Annotated in this window: 18 protein-coding genes; 3 read left to right on the forward strand and 15 right to left on the reverse strand. The window is 43.7% G+C overall.

Annotated elements, in window-relative coordinates; translation table 11 throughout:
* Positions 1-53 precede the first annotated feature (53 nt).
* Positions 54-1,184 (forward strand): C1 family peptidase, encoded by a 1,131-nt coding sequence (locus tag ACMXI2_RS19210; RefSeq protein ID WP_483777695.1) that lies wholly within the window; start codon positions 54-56, stop codon positions 1,182-1,184.
* Between the two features lie 161 nt (positions 1,185-1,345).
* Here ACMXI2_RS19210 and ACMXI2_RS19215 read toward each other — a convergent pair whose 3' ends face one another.
* From ACMXI2_RS19215 to ACMXI2_RS19285, 15 genes are all read right to left on the reverse strand, one after another.
* On the reverse strand, positions 1,346-1,633 hold the full coding sequence (locus ACMXI2_RS19215) for an acylphosphatase (RefSeq protein ID WP_483777696.1): 288 nt from the start codon (positions 1,631-1,633) through the stop codon (positions 1,346-1,348).
* 447 nt (positions 1,634-2,080) lie between these two features.
* Positions 2,081-2,680 carry a 2'-5' RNA ligase family protein gene (locus ACMXI2_RS19220; protein ID WP_483777697.1) on the reverse strand — a complete coding sequence of 200 codons (600 nt, stop codon included), beginning with the start codon at positions 2,678-2,680 and terminating at the stop codon, positions 2,081-2,083.
* A gap of 131 nt (positions 2,681-2,811) precedes the next feature.
* Positions 2,812-3,573, reverse strand: coding sequence for a triose-phosphate isomerase (gene tpiA / locus ACMXI2_RS19225; protein ID WP_079473372.1), 762 nt, complete (start codon positions 3,571-3,573; stop codon positions 2,812-2,814).
* A gap of 9 nt (positions 3,574-3,582) precedes the next feature.
* The gene (locus ACMXI2_RS19230; RefSeq protein ID WP_483777698.1) at positions 3,583-4,761 is read right to left on the reverse strand and encodes a putative sugar nucleotidyl transferase; all 1,179 of its coding nucleotides are present in this window, start codon (positions 4,759-4,761) and stop codon (positions 3,583-3,585) included.
* A 70-nt stretch (positions 4,762-4,831) separates the two neighbouring features.
* Complete coding sequence (locus ACMXI2_RS19235) at positions 4,832-5,083, reverse strand: type B 50S ribosomal protein L31 (protein ID WP_079473370.1); 252 nt, start codon at positions 5,081-5,083, stop codon at positions 4,832-4,834.
* Positions 5,084-5,157: 74 nt separating this feature from the next.
* Positions 5,158-5,649 carry a YajQ family cyclic di-GMP-binding protein gene (locus tag ACMXI2_RS19240; RefSeq protein ID WP_477026241.1) on the reverse strand — a complete coding sequence of 164 codons (492 nt, stop codon included), beginning with the start codon at positions 5,647-5,649 and terminating at the stop codon, positions 5,158-5,160.
* Between the two features lie 93 nt (positions 5,650-5,742).
* On the reverse strand, positions 5,743-6,477 hold the full coding sequence (locus ACMXI2_RS19245) for a head GIN domain-containing protein (protein WP_483777699.1): 735 nt from the start codon (positions 6,475-6,477) through the stop codon (positions 5,743-5,745).
* 48 nt (positions 6,478-6,525) lie between these two features.
* Positions 6,526-7,608 carry a DUF4097 family beta strand repeat-containing protein gene (locus tag ACMXI2_RS19250; protein ID WP_483777700.1) on the reverse strand — a complete coding sequence of 361 codons (1,083 nt, stop codon included), beginning with the start codon at positions 7,606-7,608 and terminating at the stop codon, positions 6,526-6,528.
* On the reverse strand, positions 7,592-8,149 hold the full coding sequence (locus ACMXI2_RS19255; RefSeq protein WP_483777701.1) for a hypothetical protein: 558 nt from the start codon (positions 8,147-8,149) through the stop codon (positions 7,592-7,594). The genes ACMXI2_RS19250 and ACMXI2_RS19255 overlap by 17 nt, the downstream gene beginning before the upstream one ends.
* On the reverse strand, positions 8,149-8,715 hold the full coding sequence (locus ACMXI2_RS19260) for an RNA polymerase sigma factor (protein ID WP_483777702.1): 567 nt from the start codon (positions 8,713-8,715) through the stop codon (positions 8,149-8,151). Before ACMXI2_RS19260 ends, ACMXI2_RS19255 begins: the two co-directional genes overlap by 1 nt.
* A 324-nt stretch (positions 8,716-9,039) precedes the next feature.
* Positions 9,040-11,517, reverse strand: a complete 2,478-nt coding sequence (locus ACMXI2_RS19265; RefSeq protein WP_483777703.1) for a TonB-dependent receptor domain-containing protein — start codon at positions 11,515-11,517, stop codon at positions 9,040-9,042.
* A gap of 381 nt (positions 11,518-11,898) precedes the next feature.
* On the reverse strand, positions 11,899-12,834 hold the full coding sequence (locus ACMXI2_RS19270) for a DUF2167 domain-containing protein (RefSeq protein WP_483777704.1): 936 nt from the start codon (positions 12,832-12,834) through the stop codon (positions 11,899-11,901).
* 171 nt (positions 12,835-13,005) lie between these two features.
* A complete protein-coding gene (locus ACMXI2_RS19275) occupies positions 13,006-13,437 on the reverse strand; it encodes a hemerythrin domain-containing protein (protein ID WP_483777705.1) in 432 nt (143 codons plus the stop codon).
* Between the two features lie 9 nt (positions 13,438-13,446).
* Positions 13,447-14,748 (reverse strand): prolipoprotein diacylglyceryl transferase, encoded by a 1,302-nt coding sequence (locus ACMXI2_RS19280; RefSeq protein WP_483777706.1) that lies wholly within the window; start codon positions 14,746-14,748, stop codon positions 13,447-13,449.
* Between the two features lie 129 nt (positions 14,749-14,877).
* Positions 14,878-15,291, reverse strand: a complete 414-nt coding sequence (locus ACMXI2_RS19285; RefSeq protein WP_483777707.1) for a BrxA/BrxB family bacilliredoxin — start codon at positions 15,289-15,291, stop codon at positions 14,878-14,880.
* 242 nt (positions 15,292-15,533) lie between these two features.
* Here ACMXI2_RS19285 and ACMXI2_RS19290 point away from each other — a divergent pair, with 242 nt between their 5' ends.
* On the forward strand, positions 15,534-15,986 hold the full coding sequence (locus ACMXI2_RS19290; RefSeq protein WP_079473508.1) for an Hsp20/alpha crystallin family protein: 453 nt from the start codon (positions 15,534-15,536) through the stop codon (positions 15,984-15,986).
* Positions 15,987-16,145: 159 nt separating this feature from the next.
* On the forward strand, positions 16,146-16,979 hold the full coding sequence (locus ACMXI2_RS19295; RefSeq protein WP_483777708.1) for a hypothetical protein: 834 nt from the start codon (positions 16,146-16,148) through the stop codon (positions 16,977-16,979).
* Positions 16,980-17,305: the final 326 nt, after the last annotated feature.

The raw sequence follows: 17,305 nt of genomic DNA on the forward strand, positions 1-17,305 counted from the left end.
TTTTATTATACGGGTTCGCTTATCTTTAGGTTAATAATTTAATGAGATCGCATATGAAAGCATTTTGTTTAACCCTTGCTATGTTCACCTCCTTAGCAGCGGGTGCACAGGAAAAGGGCGTTGTAATCAGTAATCTGGAAAACGGTAAAATCAATGCAGCCACCCCGGTTAAAAACCAGGGTATGACCGGCACCTGCTGGTCATTCTCCTCTACATCTATGGTAGAATCGGAGTGTTTACGTAAAGGACTGCCGGAACTGGATCTGTCTGAAATGTTTACCGCCCGCAATATCTATATAGAAAAAGCCAAAAATTATGTTCGCCGCCAGGGCTTCGCCCGCTTCGATGAAGGTGGACTGGCACACGATGTAATCCATTCCATAGCTGCCTACGGCATAGAACCGGAAAGCGTTTACAGCGGACTAAAAGAAAATGCCACCGTCCACAACCACTCGGAAATGGTGGTGACCATGAAAAAATACCTCGACAGTATCATCAAAGTATCTCCGGTACCGGATAACTGGATATCACAGTTTACCGGTATCCTCGATCAATACATGGGAGCGGCTCCTGCCACTTTTGAATATAACGGCAAAACATATACTCCGCAAAGCTTTGCAAAAGAAGTGGTGAAGTTCAATGAAGACGACTATGTTTTCCTGACTTCCTTTACACACCATCCTTTCTACAAGTCCTTTATCATTGAAGTGCCGGATAATTTCTCCAACGGCGCTTATTTCAATGTGCCCGTAAAAGAACTGACCGGTATTACAGAAGCCGCTCTGCAAAAAGGCTATACAGTATTATGGGATGCAGATGTAAGCAACCGCGGGTTCGCCAGCAGCAAAGGATTTGCGTTACTCACCTCACCGGAAATCACGCTGAAAAAAGATAGTATCGATCCTGATATGACTGAACCCGTATATACACAGGATTCACGTCAAAAGCTATACGAAGAGTTGATTACACAGGATGATCACCTGATGCACATTACCGGGATCGAAAAATCGCCAAAGGGTAAAACATTCTTCCTGGTAAAAAATTCATGGGGTAAAAACTCCAGTCCGTTTGGCGGCTACGTAAATGTATCTGAAGCTTACTTCGCAGTAAACACCATCACGATCGTTGTTCCAAAAGCCGCACTGGATAAGTCTTTCCAAAAGAAATACACCAGCGCCAACTAAATAAACATGCATGACAAAAGCGCAAAGAAATTTTCACGGTTGTATTCAGTTGCGTTGCTCCGTAAAATTTCTTTGCGCCTGTTGTCTGCCGGTCACGGATAGCTTTATCTGCAATTGATTGGCATAGGTAACGAAGCACCTGCTGTTACCGGACCAGGGATTTATAAATAAAGGATAGTAAACCCTTTGATATGTTGTACATCACCCTCGGTGATTTCCAGTTCCTTTACTGCAGCCATAGCAGGTCCTGACCTGCACCATGCAATAAAATCTTCCATTTCTTCCGCTGTTCCCTCTGCCAGTATCCACACACTTCCGTCCAGCAGATTTTTAACTTGTCCGTGTATATGCATTGAATCGGCTACACGCTTCGCATTAGCTCTGAATCCTACTCCCTGCACACGGCCCTTCACAATAATTTCTTTGTGTACAACTGTCCTGGTTGCCATAAATTTATAACGATTTTCCCTGTAATGGTCTTCTTCGGATGGGGTTATATCACATGAATACAGCTCCCACTCAAAACATACTAAATATTTGTCAAAGATACAAACAACCGGAAAACTAATTACAGACAGGAACCTTCAGGGCATACCAGAAAAAGAAGAATTGGTTAAACAAACAATTATCTGAACCAGGATTTACCGGATTTATGGATACGCAGCAACCTATGAAATGCTTGCCCACGGATCTAATAACCACTACAGCTCTGTAGCCAGCCTGCAACAGCGGCCGAAAAACTGCAATAGCAACAGTATGAAAGGATGGTTAACTTGAGGGAAACAAACATTGATGAAAATTGATATAGGGGATAACAAATTATTTTATCCGTAACATCTCACCAATCCTGCGAATCTACCATCCGGTAATTCCTGAATCAGATTATAGTTCACTGCTTATGCGGCAGCATAATTAAATAATGAACCTACCATGTGCTCAATATCTCCAAAAACAAAGTCTTTTACCCGCTCATACTTGCCACCGGACGCCGGTCTTTTCAGCAGGCTAAAACAATGGCAGTTAAAGCTGCGCACAAAAATCTGCTGCGCCAGCAATGGCATGATCATATTTACCTCCGCATCCTGCAAGCCTCTCGCCAGCATAATATGCGGCTTAAATGTTTGTGGCTTCAACTCAAAAGTTTGCATAATGCTGCGGTGTAAATCGATCAGTGGCTTGGGGTTGGCTACATTGATGAAAACACTGTTGTGCCCGTCCGCATGCCTCAGGGCATCAATCTTTGCCGTATAAATGGCAAAGCCAGCCTGTTTACGCGCTACCTCTTCCAGCATATCAACAAAATCGTCCTGGAAACGCTCAGGGAAAGCAGACCTGAACAAGGCCACATGAACCGGTGCGGCAGACATCATCGTATCGCTTAACTCAGTTGCTACAAACTGACGGATACGGGTCACATCTTTCGCAACCAATGCATCCGGATTTACTACCACCAAATAATCAAATATCTCTTCCGAAATTTCATAATTCGTATTCATAACCTGATATTTTAATTCTTCCTGTTAGAATGACAATACGAATATACAACCTTTTTTCAGAAATACTAATATTTTTAGCATTATTTACTAAAAAAATACGCAGCTATCATAACTGCGTATTTTTCAATTACTTAAGACAACTTCTCTATAATCGCTACAAAATCGGCTGCCACCAGGGAAGCGCCACCAATCAAACCACCATCTACATCCGGGCTGGCAAAGAGTTCTGCCGCATTGCCGGGTTTCGCGCTGCCACCATATAAAATGGAAGTGTGCAGGGCTGCCTCACGGCCAAATTTATTAGCAATCTGCGAACGGATAAACGCATGCATGTCCTGTGCCTGTGCAGAACTGGCTGTTAAACCGGTACCAATAGCCCAGATCGGCTCATAGGCAATCACCACATTCTTCAACTGTTCTTCGGTAAGGTGAAACAAACTTTCCTCCAGTTGTTTTGCCACATATGCATTCTGCGTTTCTGCCTGTCTTATTTCCAGCGGCTCACCACAGCAAAAAATAGGTTTCAAACCGTTAGCCAGCGCCTGGTCTATCTTCTTAGCCAGCATAGCATTGCTTTCCTGGAAATATTCCCTTCTTTCAGAGTGACCCAGAATAACATAATCAACACCGATTGATTGCAGCATTTCAGCAGATACCTCACCGGTATAGGCACCGGATTTTTCACTGTAGCAGTTCTGTGCCGCCACATAAAAACCAGGATAGTTTTTCAGCAACGATTTTGCTTTCTGCAGATAAGGAAACGGAGTAGCGACTATTACTTCCTGCCCTTCTTTCAGTTTCAGTCCTGCCTGCAGGATATCGTTGATCAACTGCTCGCCTTGTGCCAGCGTAAGGTTCATTTTCCAGTTACCTGCAACAATTTTCTTTCTCATACTGTGATATTAAGTTTTAAGGTCTTTCTGATTTATTTGCGCATATAATGCTTCCAATACCTGCTTATCCTTTTCCGTAAGTCCCTTCCCCTTCAACGCCATCCAGCTGCCGGCATCCTTAACCGCCTCCGCCAAACGGTAAGTGGCCTGATCCCCCCAACTGAATGAACCCACAAATTTTGGCGGAAAATACCCCCCAAACACATTGCACGACACCCCGATCACAGTACCCGTATTCAGCATCGTATTAATACCGCACCTGCTATAATCACCCATCAGCACACCACATTTTTTACCCGCAGATACGGCCTCTCCCTGCGCCTCCATCCATACTTTCACGTCAGATACATTATTCTTCAGGTTGGAACCCGATGTGTTGGCCCCCAGGTTACACCATTCCCCTATCACTGCATCTCCCAGGTAACCATCATGTCCCTTATTGGAATACCCAAACATCACACTGTTCTTGATCTCGCCTCCACCGGTACAATATGGTCCCAATGTAGTGGCGCCATATATTTTAGTCCCCATTTTCAATACCGCCCCTTCGCCCATCGCAAAAGGCCCCCTGATCATACAGCCTTCCATCACTTCCGCATCCTTCCCGATATAAATCGGCCCTGTAGCGGCGTTCAGCATACTGTACGCTACCTTAGCGCCTGGCTCTACGAAAATGTCCGTATGATTAATCTGTTGATTGGTGTGTGATAAGATAGCAGATTCCCTGCCCTTTGTAAGCAGCTGATAATCTGCCCTGATTGCTTTATCGTTGAGCGCAAAGATATCCCAAGGCTTATAAATTCCCAGTACTTCCCCCGGATAATTTTTCCGGGCACCCGGAGCCAGCAATGGCGCACCCTCCCCCTGCACCGCTTTCGCCAGCAATTCGTTGTCTTTATACAACTCCTCTTCCGGTTGTAACTCACGGATAGCAGCTACCAGTCCGGCGTCCGGTAGTATATGTCCACTCAGTAAGATGTTAACGGTTTGGTTGCCTTTGTATAGCAGGGAAAATTTGTCCTGCAGATGCGGTACGGTGAAATGACTGATACCTGTACCCAGCCAGTGCTCCCACTTCTCCTGTATAGTGAGTATCCCTACTCTGCAGGCTGCAATGGGTCTTGTATGCGTAAAGGGGTATAACAGTTCACGTACGGGCGTGTCAAAAAGAATATAGTTACGCTCCATAAGGGGCTAAAATAGAAAATCCCATCGATAAGCCGATGGGATTCTTCTAAAAAAATATTTTACTTAGAAACTATGCTTTCTTAGCGTAGCGCTTGTTGAATTTGTCAATACGTCCTGCAGTATCCACCAACACATTCTTACCAGTATAAAAAGGGTGAGAAGTATTGGAAATTTCCAACTTAATCAACGGATACTCATTACCATCTTCCCACTTTGCAGTTTCTTTGGAAGGAGCGGTAGAGCGGCTTAAAAAGCTCTCGCCGTTTGACATATCTTTAAATATCACAAATCTGTAACTTTCTGGATGGATTCCCTGTTTCATATCAAAATTATTGTAAATACAGGGTGCAAAGTTAACTAATTTTCTTTAACACCCAAAGAATATTCGTAAAAAAATCAGGATTTCATGTTAATATACTGCAAAGGTATACCCAGATTGGATTCTTTCGCCTTTTGTATAACCTCCTGTAAGTCATCAATCTTCTTCCCCGTCACCCGTACAATATCATCCATAATGGCTGCCTGCACCTTTAAACCGGCGTCCTTGATCATCTTCACTATCTTCTTGGCATCTTCCTGCTTAATACCATTACGTACAGGTATTTCTTTCTTAAATACCTTCCCGCTCTGGTAAGGCTCCTTGCTCAGGTCGTAAATACTGGCGTCCAGCCCCTGGCGCATAGTCCGGCTTACCAGCACATCCAGTACCTGGCCCAGCTTCATATCACTGTCTACCTCTATATTCAACACCAGTTCTTTCTTATTCAGCTCAATCTCCACATGTGAACCCTTGAAATCAAACCTGTTGGTGATCTCTTTCTTCACCGTGTTAATAGCATTATCCAGTGTCTGTAAATCTACTTTGCTAACAATATCAAAGGACGGCATAACTAAAAATTTTATATTCGAACAACAAATATAAAAAAGAAAAAGCAGGTAGAGAACTACCTGCCCGTTATATACTCTAAATCTAACTTGTTATTATATCTTGCTGATCTTACCCATTCCGGATACAGACTGGGTAACATTCGGTTCTCCTTTATATTTTACATTTCCCATACCGGAAATACCTACTTCCAGTTTCTTCTGCACAAATACATCAGCCTTACCGGTACCGGAAATGCCAATCTTTGCATTTTCAGTAGCCAAATCCAGCGCTGAAATATCAGCGGAGCCTGAAATACCATAATCAGCCTTGTCTGTATTACCCTTCAGGACAATGTTACTGGCCCCGGAAACACCCACTTTCAGTTCATGGGTACGGATGTCCAGATCGGCGCCAGCCGCGCCACTGAACCTTAGCTGGATGCGATCGCTGGTAAGCTTTCCCTTGCTGGTAAAACCGCCGGCGCCGCTGGCCGACAACTTATCTACCTTCTGCAGCGTGATGTATACTTTAATTTCTTTGGTAGGCTGAATGTTATACCCCTTTTTGGTATGGATCGTTAACTCGTCGCCGGCGATATCTGTCTGGATATAAGGCAGCAGGTTATCTTCTGCCTCTACCCGGATACTGTGGGTATTCCCCTGTTCAATAATCACTTTATACACACCGGAAGTGCTGATATCTGTAAACGCAGACGCATTCCGGGATTCTTCTTTCACATTTCCGTTTCCCCTTATTCTTTCATCGCTCAGATGCGAAAAGGAAACAAGTACACTGGCAGTGAGCAACAATGGCAACGCAACCAGGAAGTAAGCAGCAATTCGTTTCATAGTGTAGTATTATTTTAAAAAAGATTTTAGAATGGCGTTCTGATCTGTTTAATACGTACCCAGGTTTACATCCGTGTTTACACCGCGTATTTTTATATAGGGAGATGATTCATTTCCTCCCCCCGCATGTGCAGTATAACGCAGGGTCGAATTCGTTTTATTGGACACCACATTCTTCAGCTCCAGCCCGCCGGTATCCAGGTCCCCGTTTACCAGGTTTGCTTCTATCGACAATGGCTGCCTCGCTCCAAAACGGATATCCAGATCTGAATAGGTGAGTTGAAAATCTGCCTGCTTGAATCCACTGCCCACTTTCTCTATCTTCACATCCCCATAAGTCATGTTCAAATTAACAGACTGCTGCAGTTCCTTTAACCGCACATCTGAATAAGTACCCCTGCCAGACACAGCACCTGCTGCATCTATTTTATAATCATCGTAGTTGGAAGAAATTCTCAGGCTGCCCACCCGGCTAAACACATACTCACTGTAATTGGAATTAGCATTCAGTGATTCCAGTTGCCCGCCCCGGATAGCAGAATAATTCCCCTTCACTGTTACATTACCCGCTTTGCCCACCTTGCCCTTATCACAATAATTTATTTTGAAGAGAAGGTCTTGCGCCTCGCGGATATCAAAGGTGCAATAGTTCATTTCCAGCGTCACAGGGAAACTAAATTTATCCGCCATCACATCGCCAAACTGGTTCTTCACCAGTAAATTCTGCAGGCTTTGCGGAATATAAATATCGTAGTCAATGTTCACGTAGTCTTTGGAATCCATTTTCCCTCCCCATGAAAACCAACCGGAATTGTTTTTCGACGGGCTGTAATAAGTGCTCAGCGACACGCCGTTATTACTTTGGTTGGTATTCACTTCCACCATATCTGCAATGGCTTTGGCCTGTTCATCATTCTTACCGAAACCGGTAACCGTGATGGTTGCTTTGATTTCATTTTTGTTCCACGCATGAAAAATGATTTTGCCGTACTTATTGGAAAGGTTTAATGTGGCGTTATCATTTACAGTAAACTCCTTTACAATGGTTCTTTTATAAACCGTAGAGCCGTTGTGGGCCTGTGCCAGTAAAGGCAGCAGCAGGAATAACAAGCACTTAAATTTCAGCTTCATAATGTTTTTTTGTTTGACCGGGAGCTACATGTTTATTGTGTAACTCTTCCAAAATTTTATCCAGCAGATCCAGCTTTAGCTGGTAATAGCGGACCATAGCAGCGCGGATTCTTTCATTGCCCGGATTATTTTTTAATTCTTTCTCCAGTGCTTTATAAGTATCGTTACGAAGTTCCAGTTCCTTACGGGCAGCGCTATCCAGCCCCAGTGTTGAATCGGGATAAGCATCAATCAACTGCAGTTTTTCGTTTATACGCGACGTATAGTAAACGCCCGCTTCCTGGATGTCAGGCGCTAACACGGCAAGTTCCTGCTGTTGCGGCTGACGGTGTTTGGTGAAGTAAAAAAGAGCGCCTGCATTGGCCAGCAATACTGCGATTACGGCTGCTTTAAACCAGTTTTTCTGTAAAAGCGAAATCACCTTTCCTTTACGCCTGCCCGTCAGCTCCTGCTCCAGTGCGTTCCAAACCCCCGGTGAAGGGCCCTCTTCCTCAAATTCGTTCCGGTGCTGGTGGATAAAACCTTCAAAATTGTCTGGCATTAACGAGTTACATTTTGCTGTTTTACAATTTGCCTTACTTTCTCCTTTGCACGCATATACTGCGTTTTTACGGTAGATTCTGTGATACCCAGCATTTCTGCTATTTCCCGGTGTGAATACTCTTCAAAAAGATAGAGATTCAATACCGTCCGGTATCCCTGCGGTAAACCATGAATGGCAGATTTCACGGCGGCAACGGTCCAGGTAAACTGGGCCTCATCAATGCCCTCTTCTGCCGATACTTCCACTTCATCCACATCTTCAAAATACACCTTCTTTTTACGCAGCGTATTCAAACAGTGGTTTACCACAATCCGCTTAATCCAGGCGCTGATACTGGCCTCTCGTTCCAGCTTATGAATGCTTTTGTGCACCTGGATAAAAGCCTCCTGCAAAGTGTCTTCCGCATCGTTCACATTATTGGTCATACGCAGGCAGATGTTATACATCGCAGCCGAATAGGCTTCGTACAATTCACGAAATGCACGGACATCTCCTTTTTTGCAGCGTTCTACTATATATGCTGCGAGTGGCGTCTGATTCAAGTTAGTGGCTGATGCTTTCATTATAAAGACAGTAATTGTAAAAAAGGTTGCATGATGCTGACGGGGAAATTTCCGGTTTAGTGAGACTTTATCCGTTTAATTAACAGCAAAATTTGTTATCTTATTAATTATTAATTATTTATATAAAAAGGATGAAAGTAATGCCTGGTAAAAAATTTCTTCAAAATTATTGCAAACCACCTCTCTCCAACATCAAATTATACCAAACTGCCGTTTCCTGTGATGAAACCACTTGTTAAAGTGGTAAGGAAAACGCAGCCCGGTAAAGGGCTACGTTTTTCCATCCTTATATACCTAAAAAACCATCTTCCCAACAGACCCGGCTTAGTTACCGCCCTGTTTTACACGATTTTGTTCCGCTTCCAGTCCGGTCTGACGGCTACGTGCTGCTTTTACATTGGTGTTTCCGAAGCGATAATTAAAGGTCAGACGGAACTGCCGTGCATCCCATTTGCTGGCAACAGAAGTATATCTGCCGGCATTATCAAAGTCGCCACGGAAATAATTGGTTTTAAACACATCCGTTACATTGAGTTTCACAGATCCCTTTCCTTTCAATACTTTCTGCGAAACACCCAGATCCAGGGAGGACATAGATTTCATTTTGAACAGACCATTCTCTGTTACCTGTGGAGATACATAGAAGAATACTACCTCTGCAGACAAGTCCTTGCTCAGAGTAAATGTTTGCTGGGTGCGTCCGAAGAACCCGGCGGAAGACAGTTTCACCTGGTTATCGTTTACCACTGTTTCAAACATTGCGTAAGACACCGACATCGTGGTAAGGCTCATCCACCATTTGGTAATGGGCATCGGTACCGTTACGTTCAGGTTAAAGTTGTCGGCCTTAGCCACGTTCAGGTATTTGTACCGCAGAATGGAGGTATCACCGGTAGACTTATCCACATCAGATTCCAGTATCTGGGTCATCATATCTTTTGTATGGGAATATCCTACAGAGGTGATCAGGAAATCCTTAAAAGTATGCGTGATCTCAAAGTTGTTGGAATACTGTGGCTTCAGGTTTGGATTACCAGATAACTTTGTATACCTGTCCAGGTAAAATTCAAACGGATTCAGATCTTCATAGCTCGGGCGCTGGATACGGCGGCTATAGGTCAGTCCCAGTGTGTTGTCTTTATTCAGTTTATACGTCAGCGCCATGCTGGGGAACAGGTTGAAATAAGTAGAGTCGCTCTTCACTTCCATCTCCTGCTGATTCTTCGTGGATAATGATGTACCGGTGATGTGTGTTTGTTCTCCACGTAATCCCACCTGCACATTTACTTTTTTGAATTGCTTGTTAAAATTGATATATGCCGCGTTCACATTTTCCTTGTAGATAAAATGATTGGAGCGGTTTTCATCCATCACCCAGCTGCCCATTCTCAGGGAGTCGAAACGTGCATCGTTATCTGTTTTCACAAAGCTCACCTTTACGCCTGCCTCAAATTTCGCCTGGTTTTTCAGCGGATGTGTATAATCAATTTTTGCTGTTTTGATGTCGATGCTGGAAGGCTGATTGTTACGGGAAGTATCACTGCCGAGAAAACCTTTTTCAGCTCCATCGCGGGATACAGCATATATAGCAGCATGTTGCGCATCTTTATTTTTAGCGTAATCCAGGTCAATGTTCAGTTCCTTACCGGTAGTATCCAGGATGCCGCGGTAGTTTAAATTGAAGGCATTTCTGTTCCAGGTTTTAGCGTCGTTGGTATTGGTTTTCAGGATAGAATCCACCCGGTTGCCATTGCCTATACGGGTAGTGGCAAAGCTGGGATCCTTGTGGTCGCCGCCGGATAAATCTGCCATCACGCCAATCGTATGTCCTTTACTGATAAAGTAGTCTGCTCCTATTTTACCGGCTTTGTAATTGGATTTTGTATGCATGTTGTTTACCTGGTCGTATACACTGAGCTGGTTATTATCTGAAAGAGAGCGGTAAAGGCTCAGGTCCTGCTGTTGTTCGCGGTGACTGTAATTACCGGAACCATATATGTTGAACTTTTCGTTGCGGTGGTTCAGGTTCAGCGCGCCGTTCCAGCGGGGCCAGACGCCATAGCCGGCGCCCACGGTTACATTACCGTTGGTACCGTAGCTGGTGTTCTTCTTTAGTTTAAGGTTAATGATTCCCGCGTTGCCGGCTGCATCATACTTGGCGGAAGGATTAGCTATCAGCTCAATCTGATCAACGTTGGTGGCTGGCATGCTTTTCAGCAGCTCGGCAACATCCTGGGAACTCATATTGGTTGGTTTGCCATCTATCATGATCTGTACGCCGCTCTTGCCTTTCATGGAAATGTTACCGTCTTTATCTACAGTTACGGTAGGCGATTTTTCCAGTACTTCCATAGCGGAACCGCCGGATGCGGTGATGCTGCTTTCCACATTCACCACCATTTTATCCGCTTTCTGCTCTACAAATGGCCTGCGGGCGGTTACGTCTATACCTTTTAAGGTTTTGGAAGCGGCTTCCAGTGTTACAGCCGGCGCTTTTATGGAGCTGGCGGCTACTTCAAATGCGGGGCTGTAACGTTTGGTCATACCAACTGAAACCGCAGCAACCAGGTATTTACCCTGCTTTACCTGCTCAAATTCATATTTACCGTCTATATCTGCAATGGCCCCCTTTACTAAAGAGGAGTCTTTTGCTTTTAATAAGGTTACAGTAGCAAACTCTACAGGTTTGTTGCCAGACTGGATTATTTGTCCGGCTACTTTTGGGGCATTCTGTGCAAAGGAGGTCAAAGCAGTAACTAACATACTCATTGTTAATGTTATAGCTTTAAAACTTGCTTTCATATAAGGGTGATTTAGAGTTTTAATATTGACGATTTAGATTTCTTTAGTTCCTTAGCTTATATACTACAGTAGTTAAACTACTACAGTAGATTAACTACTACGATGTAAAAGTAGGTATTATGTATTACACAGTACATAGCATTACACAAACGGTCTATAGACAGTGATGAATGGTAAAAGCTATGGAACGATTAAAAAGACGACTGGGGGAAAGGAATGTTGCACGGGGATAGATGCTATTTAAAATAGCGGTGTTAATGGAGGATGACCGGTATTATATAAGGACGAAGGCGGGTATTTACAAACAGGAAAGAGGTCTTTCCAGGGTGAGTAATAAATATTATATTTTTTCAGGGAGATGGAAAACGGCGCCAGCCCTTGTTAATTCAGGTGCTCATCCACTTTGATGATTTTCCGGTAACCGGACTTCCGGCGGTGATGGTAATAGTTCATACCATAAACAAACAATGCCATACACAACATTACCAGCAGCATGGAAAGAGTGCTTCTTATACCAAGTAACAGGTTATCAATCGACAGCATTCTGCTGGCCACGGATTCGGTGGCAGGTACCCAACGGGAAGACTGATCAGTACGGGGGTTATAATCGGCGTAACCATTTCCCGGCGTGAAACGTGCAGCAGCAGCCACAATGGCTAATTGTTGCTTCATCTGCTCCAGCTCCGTTACCTTACCGATAGCCGTAAAACAGAGTACCCCTTTTCTTCCTAATAATCTTAATTCATAATTCAGCATGGATGGCTCGTTCTTGCCAAAATGTAAAACGCGGGCCCAGTGTAGGGAGTGATTATCTTTATTATAATAAGGAGCAAAGGCCCAGTCCATACCGGAAATCTGGCCGGTCCCTTTACCGCTGCGTAACAGGTTATCGTTTTTCAGCTCTTCTTTCATCTCCGCCAGCAACTTTGTGTAATCAATTTTGCGGATCTCTGATTCTTCCATATAACCCGAAGGCTCAAAAGAAATCACGAAACCGTGGAAATCTTTATCCATCGGTCCTACCCGGGCCGGCAACAATACACCCAGCGTATTCGGATTTTCCGGGTTACCCCACAAATGCTCCACCAGTACACGGCTCTGCACAGCATCAAGCAGGCGGTATCCTTCCGGTACATTTAATATAGTACCCTGCCCTAACGCTTGTTCACCTGCTTTATAATAAAAGGAAGCAGCCACTATTTCAGACGAATCCAGCTTATCGTACCGGCTAAGACTGTCTTCCCTGGATAGGCCCAGGGTTTTGAGGCTGACAGTTAAGCAACTAAACACAACTAAGCTGTAAAAAAACGTACGCATAACTCAAATTGAATAGCCCCAGGTAAATTTACCAGCCTAACAAACAAGGATAAATCGCTATAAGATATTCAGATAATTATTGAGATAATATTACAGATACATAACGCTGCTATAACTCCAGTGAAAAATTAGTGCTTAAATCAAAAACTGGCAATAACACGTTAAATACATTTATGGGTTTTCCAGTTTGAGGTCATCGAGGAGATCCGGAAGTTCCAGTTGCAGCAGTTCAAAAAATTCCCGCTCTTCCTTGCGGATATGCGCTTCCAGGCTACATGCCAGCACATCCATCGCCGCGTCCATATCGTTGCTGTCTGTGAGGGTGCTATACATACGGGAAATAATCAGGTGTTCTTCCTGCAGCTCCCGGATCATAGCATCAATCGCTTCATTTTTACCAGCACACTTCTCAAAAAGATATTCTTCCTTTTGAATGTGCGGAACCATCAGCTCCTGGAATACTTTTATGATATACTCAAATCTTGCCTGTGTTTCCAATGGGAAGCCCTCGTATGGCGCGGCATCTTTTTTCAGGTAGCGGCATACAAATAAGAGGCGCTTGTGCTCGTGCGACAAGGGCACTAATGAAGAGTGACGTTGCATATTCTATAATCAGGAAAGCTTATTTGCAGCAGTACTTTTTTTACGATAGATGCCAATCAGTATAATACCCCCAATTACCAGGAGCGTGGAAATGATTTCTGCCTGGGTGGGATGAAAGCCAAAAATATCATACCTCGTATCTACCCTGATCTTCTCTATAAAAAATCTTTCCACACCATTTAATATCAGGTAGATACCAAAAATTACGCCCGGAATCTTTATTCTTTTGCGTATAGCCCAGAGCACTCCGAACAAAGCCAGGCAAACGATAATCTCATATAACGGTGTGGGATATACGGCGATAGGTAATACTTTACAATAGGGACCATCACAACCAGCCATCTGCACGCCTTCCTTAATAACGTTGTGCGGGTAGCCGTAGGCAAACAGCCAATCCGGCAAAAAGCCCAGTGCGGCCGGTTTTTCAAACGCCGCATGCGGGATCTTCTCTACGGTAGCATATTGTTGCTGAAAGAAACCTGCATTTTTCTGAACTATGTCCTGGAATGCAGCAGGCGCCATTTTCACGGCGTGGCCGGTATTGGTATCCACCGCATAAGCGCTGTTGTAAATGCCCCAGTCGCCATCCCCGGAAAAATGACAACCCATTCTTCCGATAGCGTAGGCCAGCATCAGCGCAGGCGCGGCGCTGTCGATCAGCGCACGGATATTGAACTGTTTTTTACGCGCATAACTGATGATCACTATAGCCGCCACAATCAGGCCGCCGTAAAAGGTAAGTCCGCTGAAAGACAACAAAGCCCCAATGGGGTCCTGTACAAAGTCGTTCCAGTTTTCAAGATTGTGAAATATTTTAGCGCCGAGCAAGCCGGCAATAGCCGCCATCACAATGATATCCGGTACACGGTGGTGTGGCATTACCAGCACCGTTTCTTCTTTAGGCTTAGGGAGTGCCTGTTTCTTTTTAGTGTAATATTTATATCCGGCCATAGCTGCGGCCACCACGATACCGGCAAAAAAACTGCCCTGTCCTGAAAATACAAATGACTGTAAATCCTGCGAAGCGGTGTCCCACTGAAAAAAGATCCCCAGGATCTTGTATCCTATAATAAACCCTACCACGGCGTTTCCAATCAGCTCACCCCGGGAAGCCGGAAGCCCTGTTACTACCTTTTCAGGCACGCCTTTCAGCAACCCAAGTGTTTCATAGCGTTTCAGTTCACGCGTTAAAATATAGGCGCCGCCCAGAAAGGCTATTGCCACAAAAAAGCCAAACGTCTGGAAAATCTTTAAAAACGGAATCTCTAAGCCAAGCAGATCTCTGAACGCGTAATATAAATTAGGATACATAGCCGTAAAAAAATTGGTGATCTGAATCTTCCTATGAACAAAGCCGAATTTAATCAAAAGGAAAATCAAACCACCAAAGTACGATGCAATTTCGAATTTCTAAATTGGAATTTAGAAAATTTGAAATATTTAGCAATGCTGCTCAAAAGCGTCAGCCAGGTTCGCTGCAATCATTTGCGCAGAACGGCCTTCGATCATGTGGCGCTCAATGAAATGCACCAATTCACCATTTTTAAACAGTGCTATCGCCGGAGAAGAAGGAGGATAAGGCATCAGATGCGAACGGATCTGTCTTACTGCTTCACCATCAAAACCTGCAAAGCTGGTAGTCAGCCTGTCTGGTTTCTTTTCGCTGTGCGCTACTGCCAGCAATACACCCGGGCGGGCAGTACCTGCAGAGCAACCACATACAGAGTTGATTACTACCAGGGTAGTTCCTTCTTTCTGTAATGTGTTATCAACGCTTTCAGATGTCAGCAATTCTTCAAATCCATTATCTGTTAATTCCGCCTTCATAGGCATTACTAGTTCCGCTGGATACATATAATAAGAGTTTTTTCTGTTTATATTTTTTACAAAGTTAGTTATATGTACCCAGAAAGTAAAAAAATGGATATAGATATAGACTTTTTGACACAAAACATACAATAGAAGTGACACTATGTCACAATCTGTAACCTTTTTACTAACAAAATAGCAGTTTTTACGGCATGGTATCCCATTTGATCTGTACCTGTTATCAAACAATAAAAATTGATTTCACACTAAAAAAATTTATAGCAACTATGACACACATTAAATTTAACCACAGCCCGCTTCCCAAATCATTTGGTGGATTAGTAGAAGATATTCTCAATGGAGGATTGAATAAGTATGTAAAAGATGATTTTCTGACCAACGATTACTTTACCACGCATCCTCCGGTAAACATCGTGGAAACACCGGAAGCTTTCTTACTCGACGTAGTAGCTCCAGGTTTCTCTAAAGAAGATTTCAAGATCAGCGCAGATGATAAAGCGATTACCATCAGCGCGGAAAAGAAAGCAGAAACAAAGAATGAAGGTGACAAACAGGTACGCCGTGAGTTCAGCTTCAAATCTTTCAAACGCTCCTTCACTATCAGCGAACTGGTAGATGCAGGCAAAATCAACGCGAAATACGATAATGGAGTCCTGAAAGTGACCCTGGGTAAAAAGGAAAACAAACAGGATGCCCCTAAAGAAATAGTAGTGGAATAAGGGAAGCAGGGCTTCCTGTAAAAAGGAGGCCCGCTGTGTAACATGAGGGTTTAAAAAGGGATGCCTGCAAAGGCGTCCCTTTTTTTGTGTATAATTCACACGAACGTTGAATCTGCCATTGTTTATTATGCGATAATTTGCTTCTCTAAGCACGCACTCATGGCAAAGCTCTTCCCGAAAGGCTGGTTACTCCTAAAAAGCATTTACCTGAACACTGAAAAAGCAGTGATAGGCAGCATGCTGCTTCATACAGAAAATACATACGAACAGGCAAAGATCAAACTGATCTTTGATTATGCCTTCTTCTATATCATACTGCTCCTGAGTTTCCTCTTTGTAAGTATGCTCAGCCAGAATATCGTGAATATGATCATCATTCCCATGATCATCCTCGATCTGGTCGTTTGCCTTTTACTGCTGAAGAAAGGTGTAAACGCCAAAACAGTTGGCCTGTTTACCACCTTCTCCACCCTGGTCCTCCCAATTCTTTCGTCCTTGCTAAACAACCAGGACCTCGGCCCCAAATACGTGCTGATATGGGTAATGAGCATCCTCGTCTGCTATATTACCGTGAACCTGCTCACTGCCCTCATCTGGAGCCTGATTCTCTGCTCCTATCTCATAGCCGTTGCCTGGATCAAGATCAATAATGTGGGCCTATTCGTTCCCCCTGGTTATTCGCCTGCTTTTCAATACCAGGCTAATCCGTTTATAGTAGGCATGTACCTGCTGTTCTTCATCAGGGTGCTGGGCCAATACTATCGTAACCTCATTTCTATGGAACAAATGAGAACCGCCGAAAAACAAAAACAACATTTATCATTGATCAATCAACACCTGACCAAGCAGTTCTTATTGGTAAAAGGATTTTCGGCCTCCGGGAAAACAGCCATTTTGAAAGGAGAAACAGAGTTGCTGGAAAGCTGTTTTAGTGAAATTGAAAAACATTGCGGCTCCGCTATTGATTACCTCAATGATTCTCAGGCAAAATGATACCTACACATCTGTGTTATAAAAGAATGCCACCATATTAATATCATTCCTGCTATACTAATATGTAAATATTACCGTTACCGCCGTTTCCGGACATTATGATAATAAATTCATCATTCTTCATCAAATCGGGTTAAAAACAGATTAGAAAAAATTACAACTTTTAGGGCTTACTGATACCTGCCGATAACGCTATCTTTGTAAGGTCAAATATTCATCTCCTATTTTCCTTATGCCGGATGAATATCATCTAACCTATGCCATGATAGGGCTTTCAGTAAAATGAAAGCCTTTTTTTATCAAACTGAGAGAAAAAATGAAAAAAA

The organism is Chitinophaga sp. G7 BAM 1005, assembly GCF_057126945.1.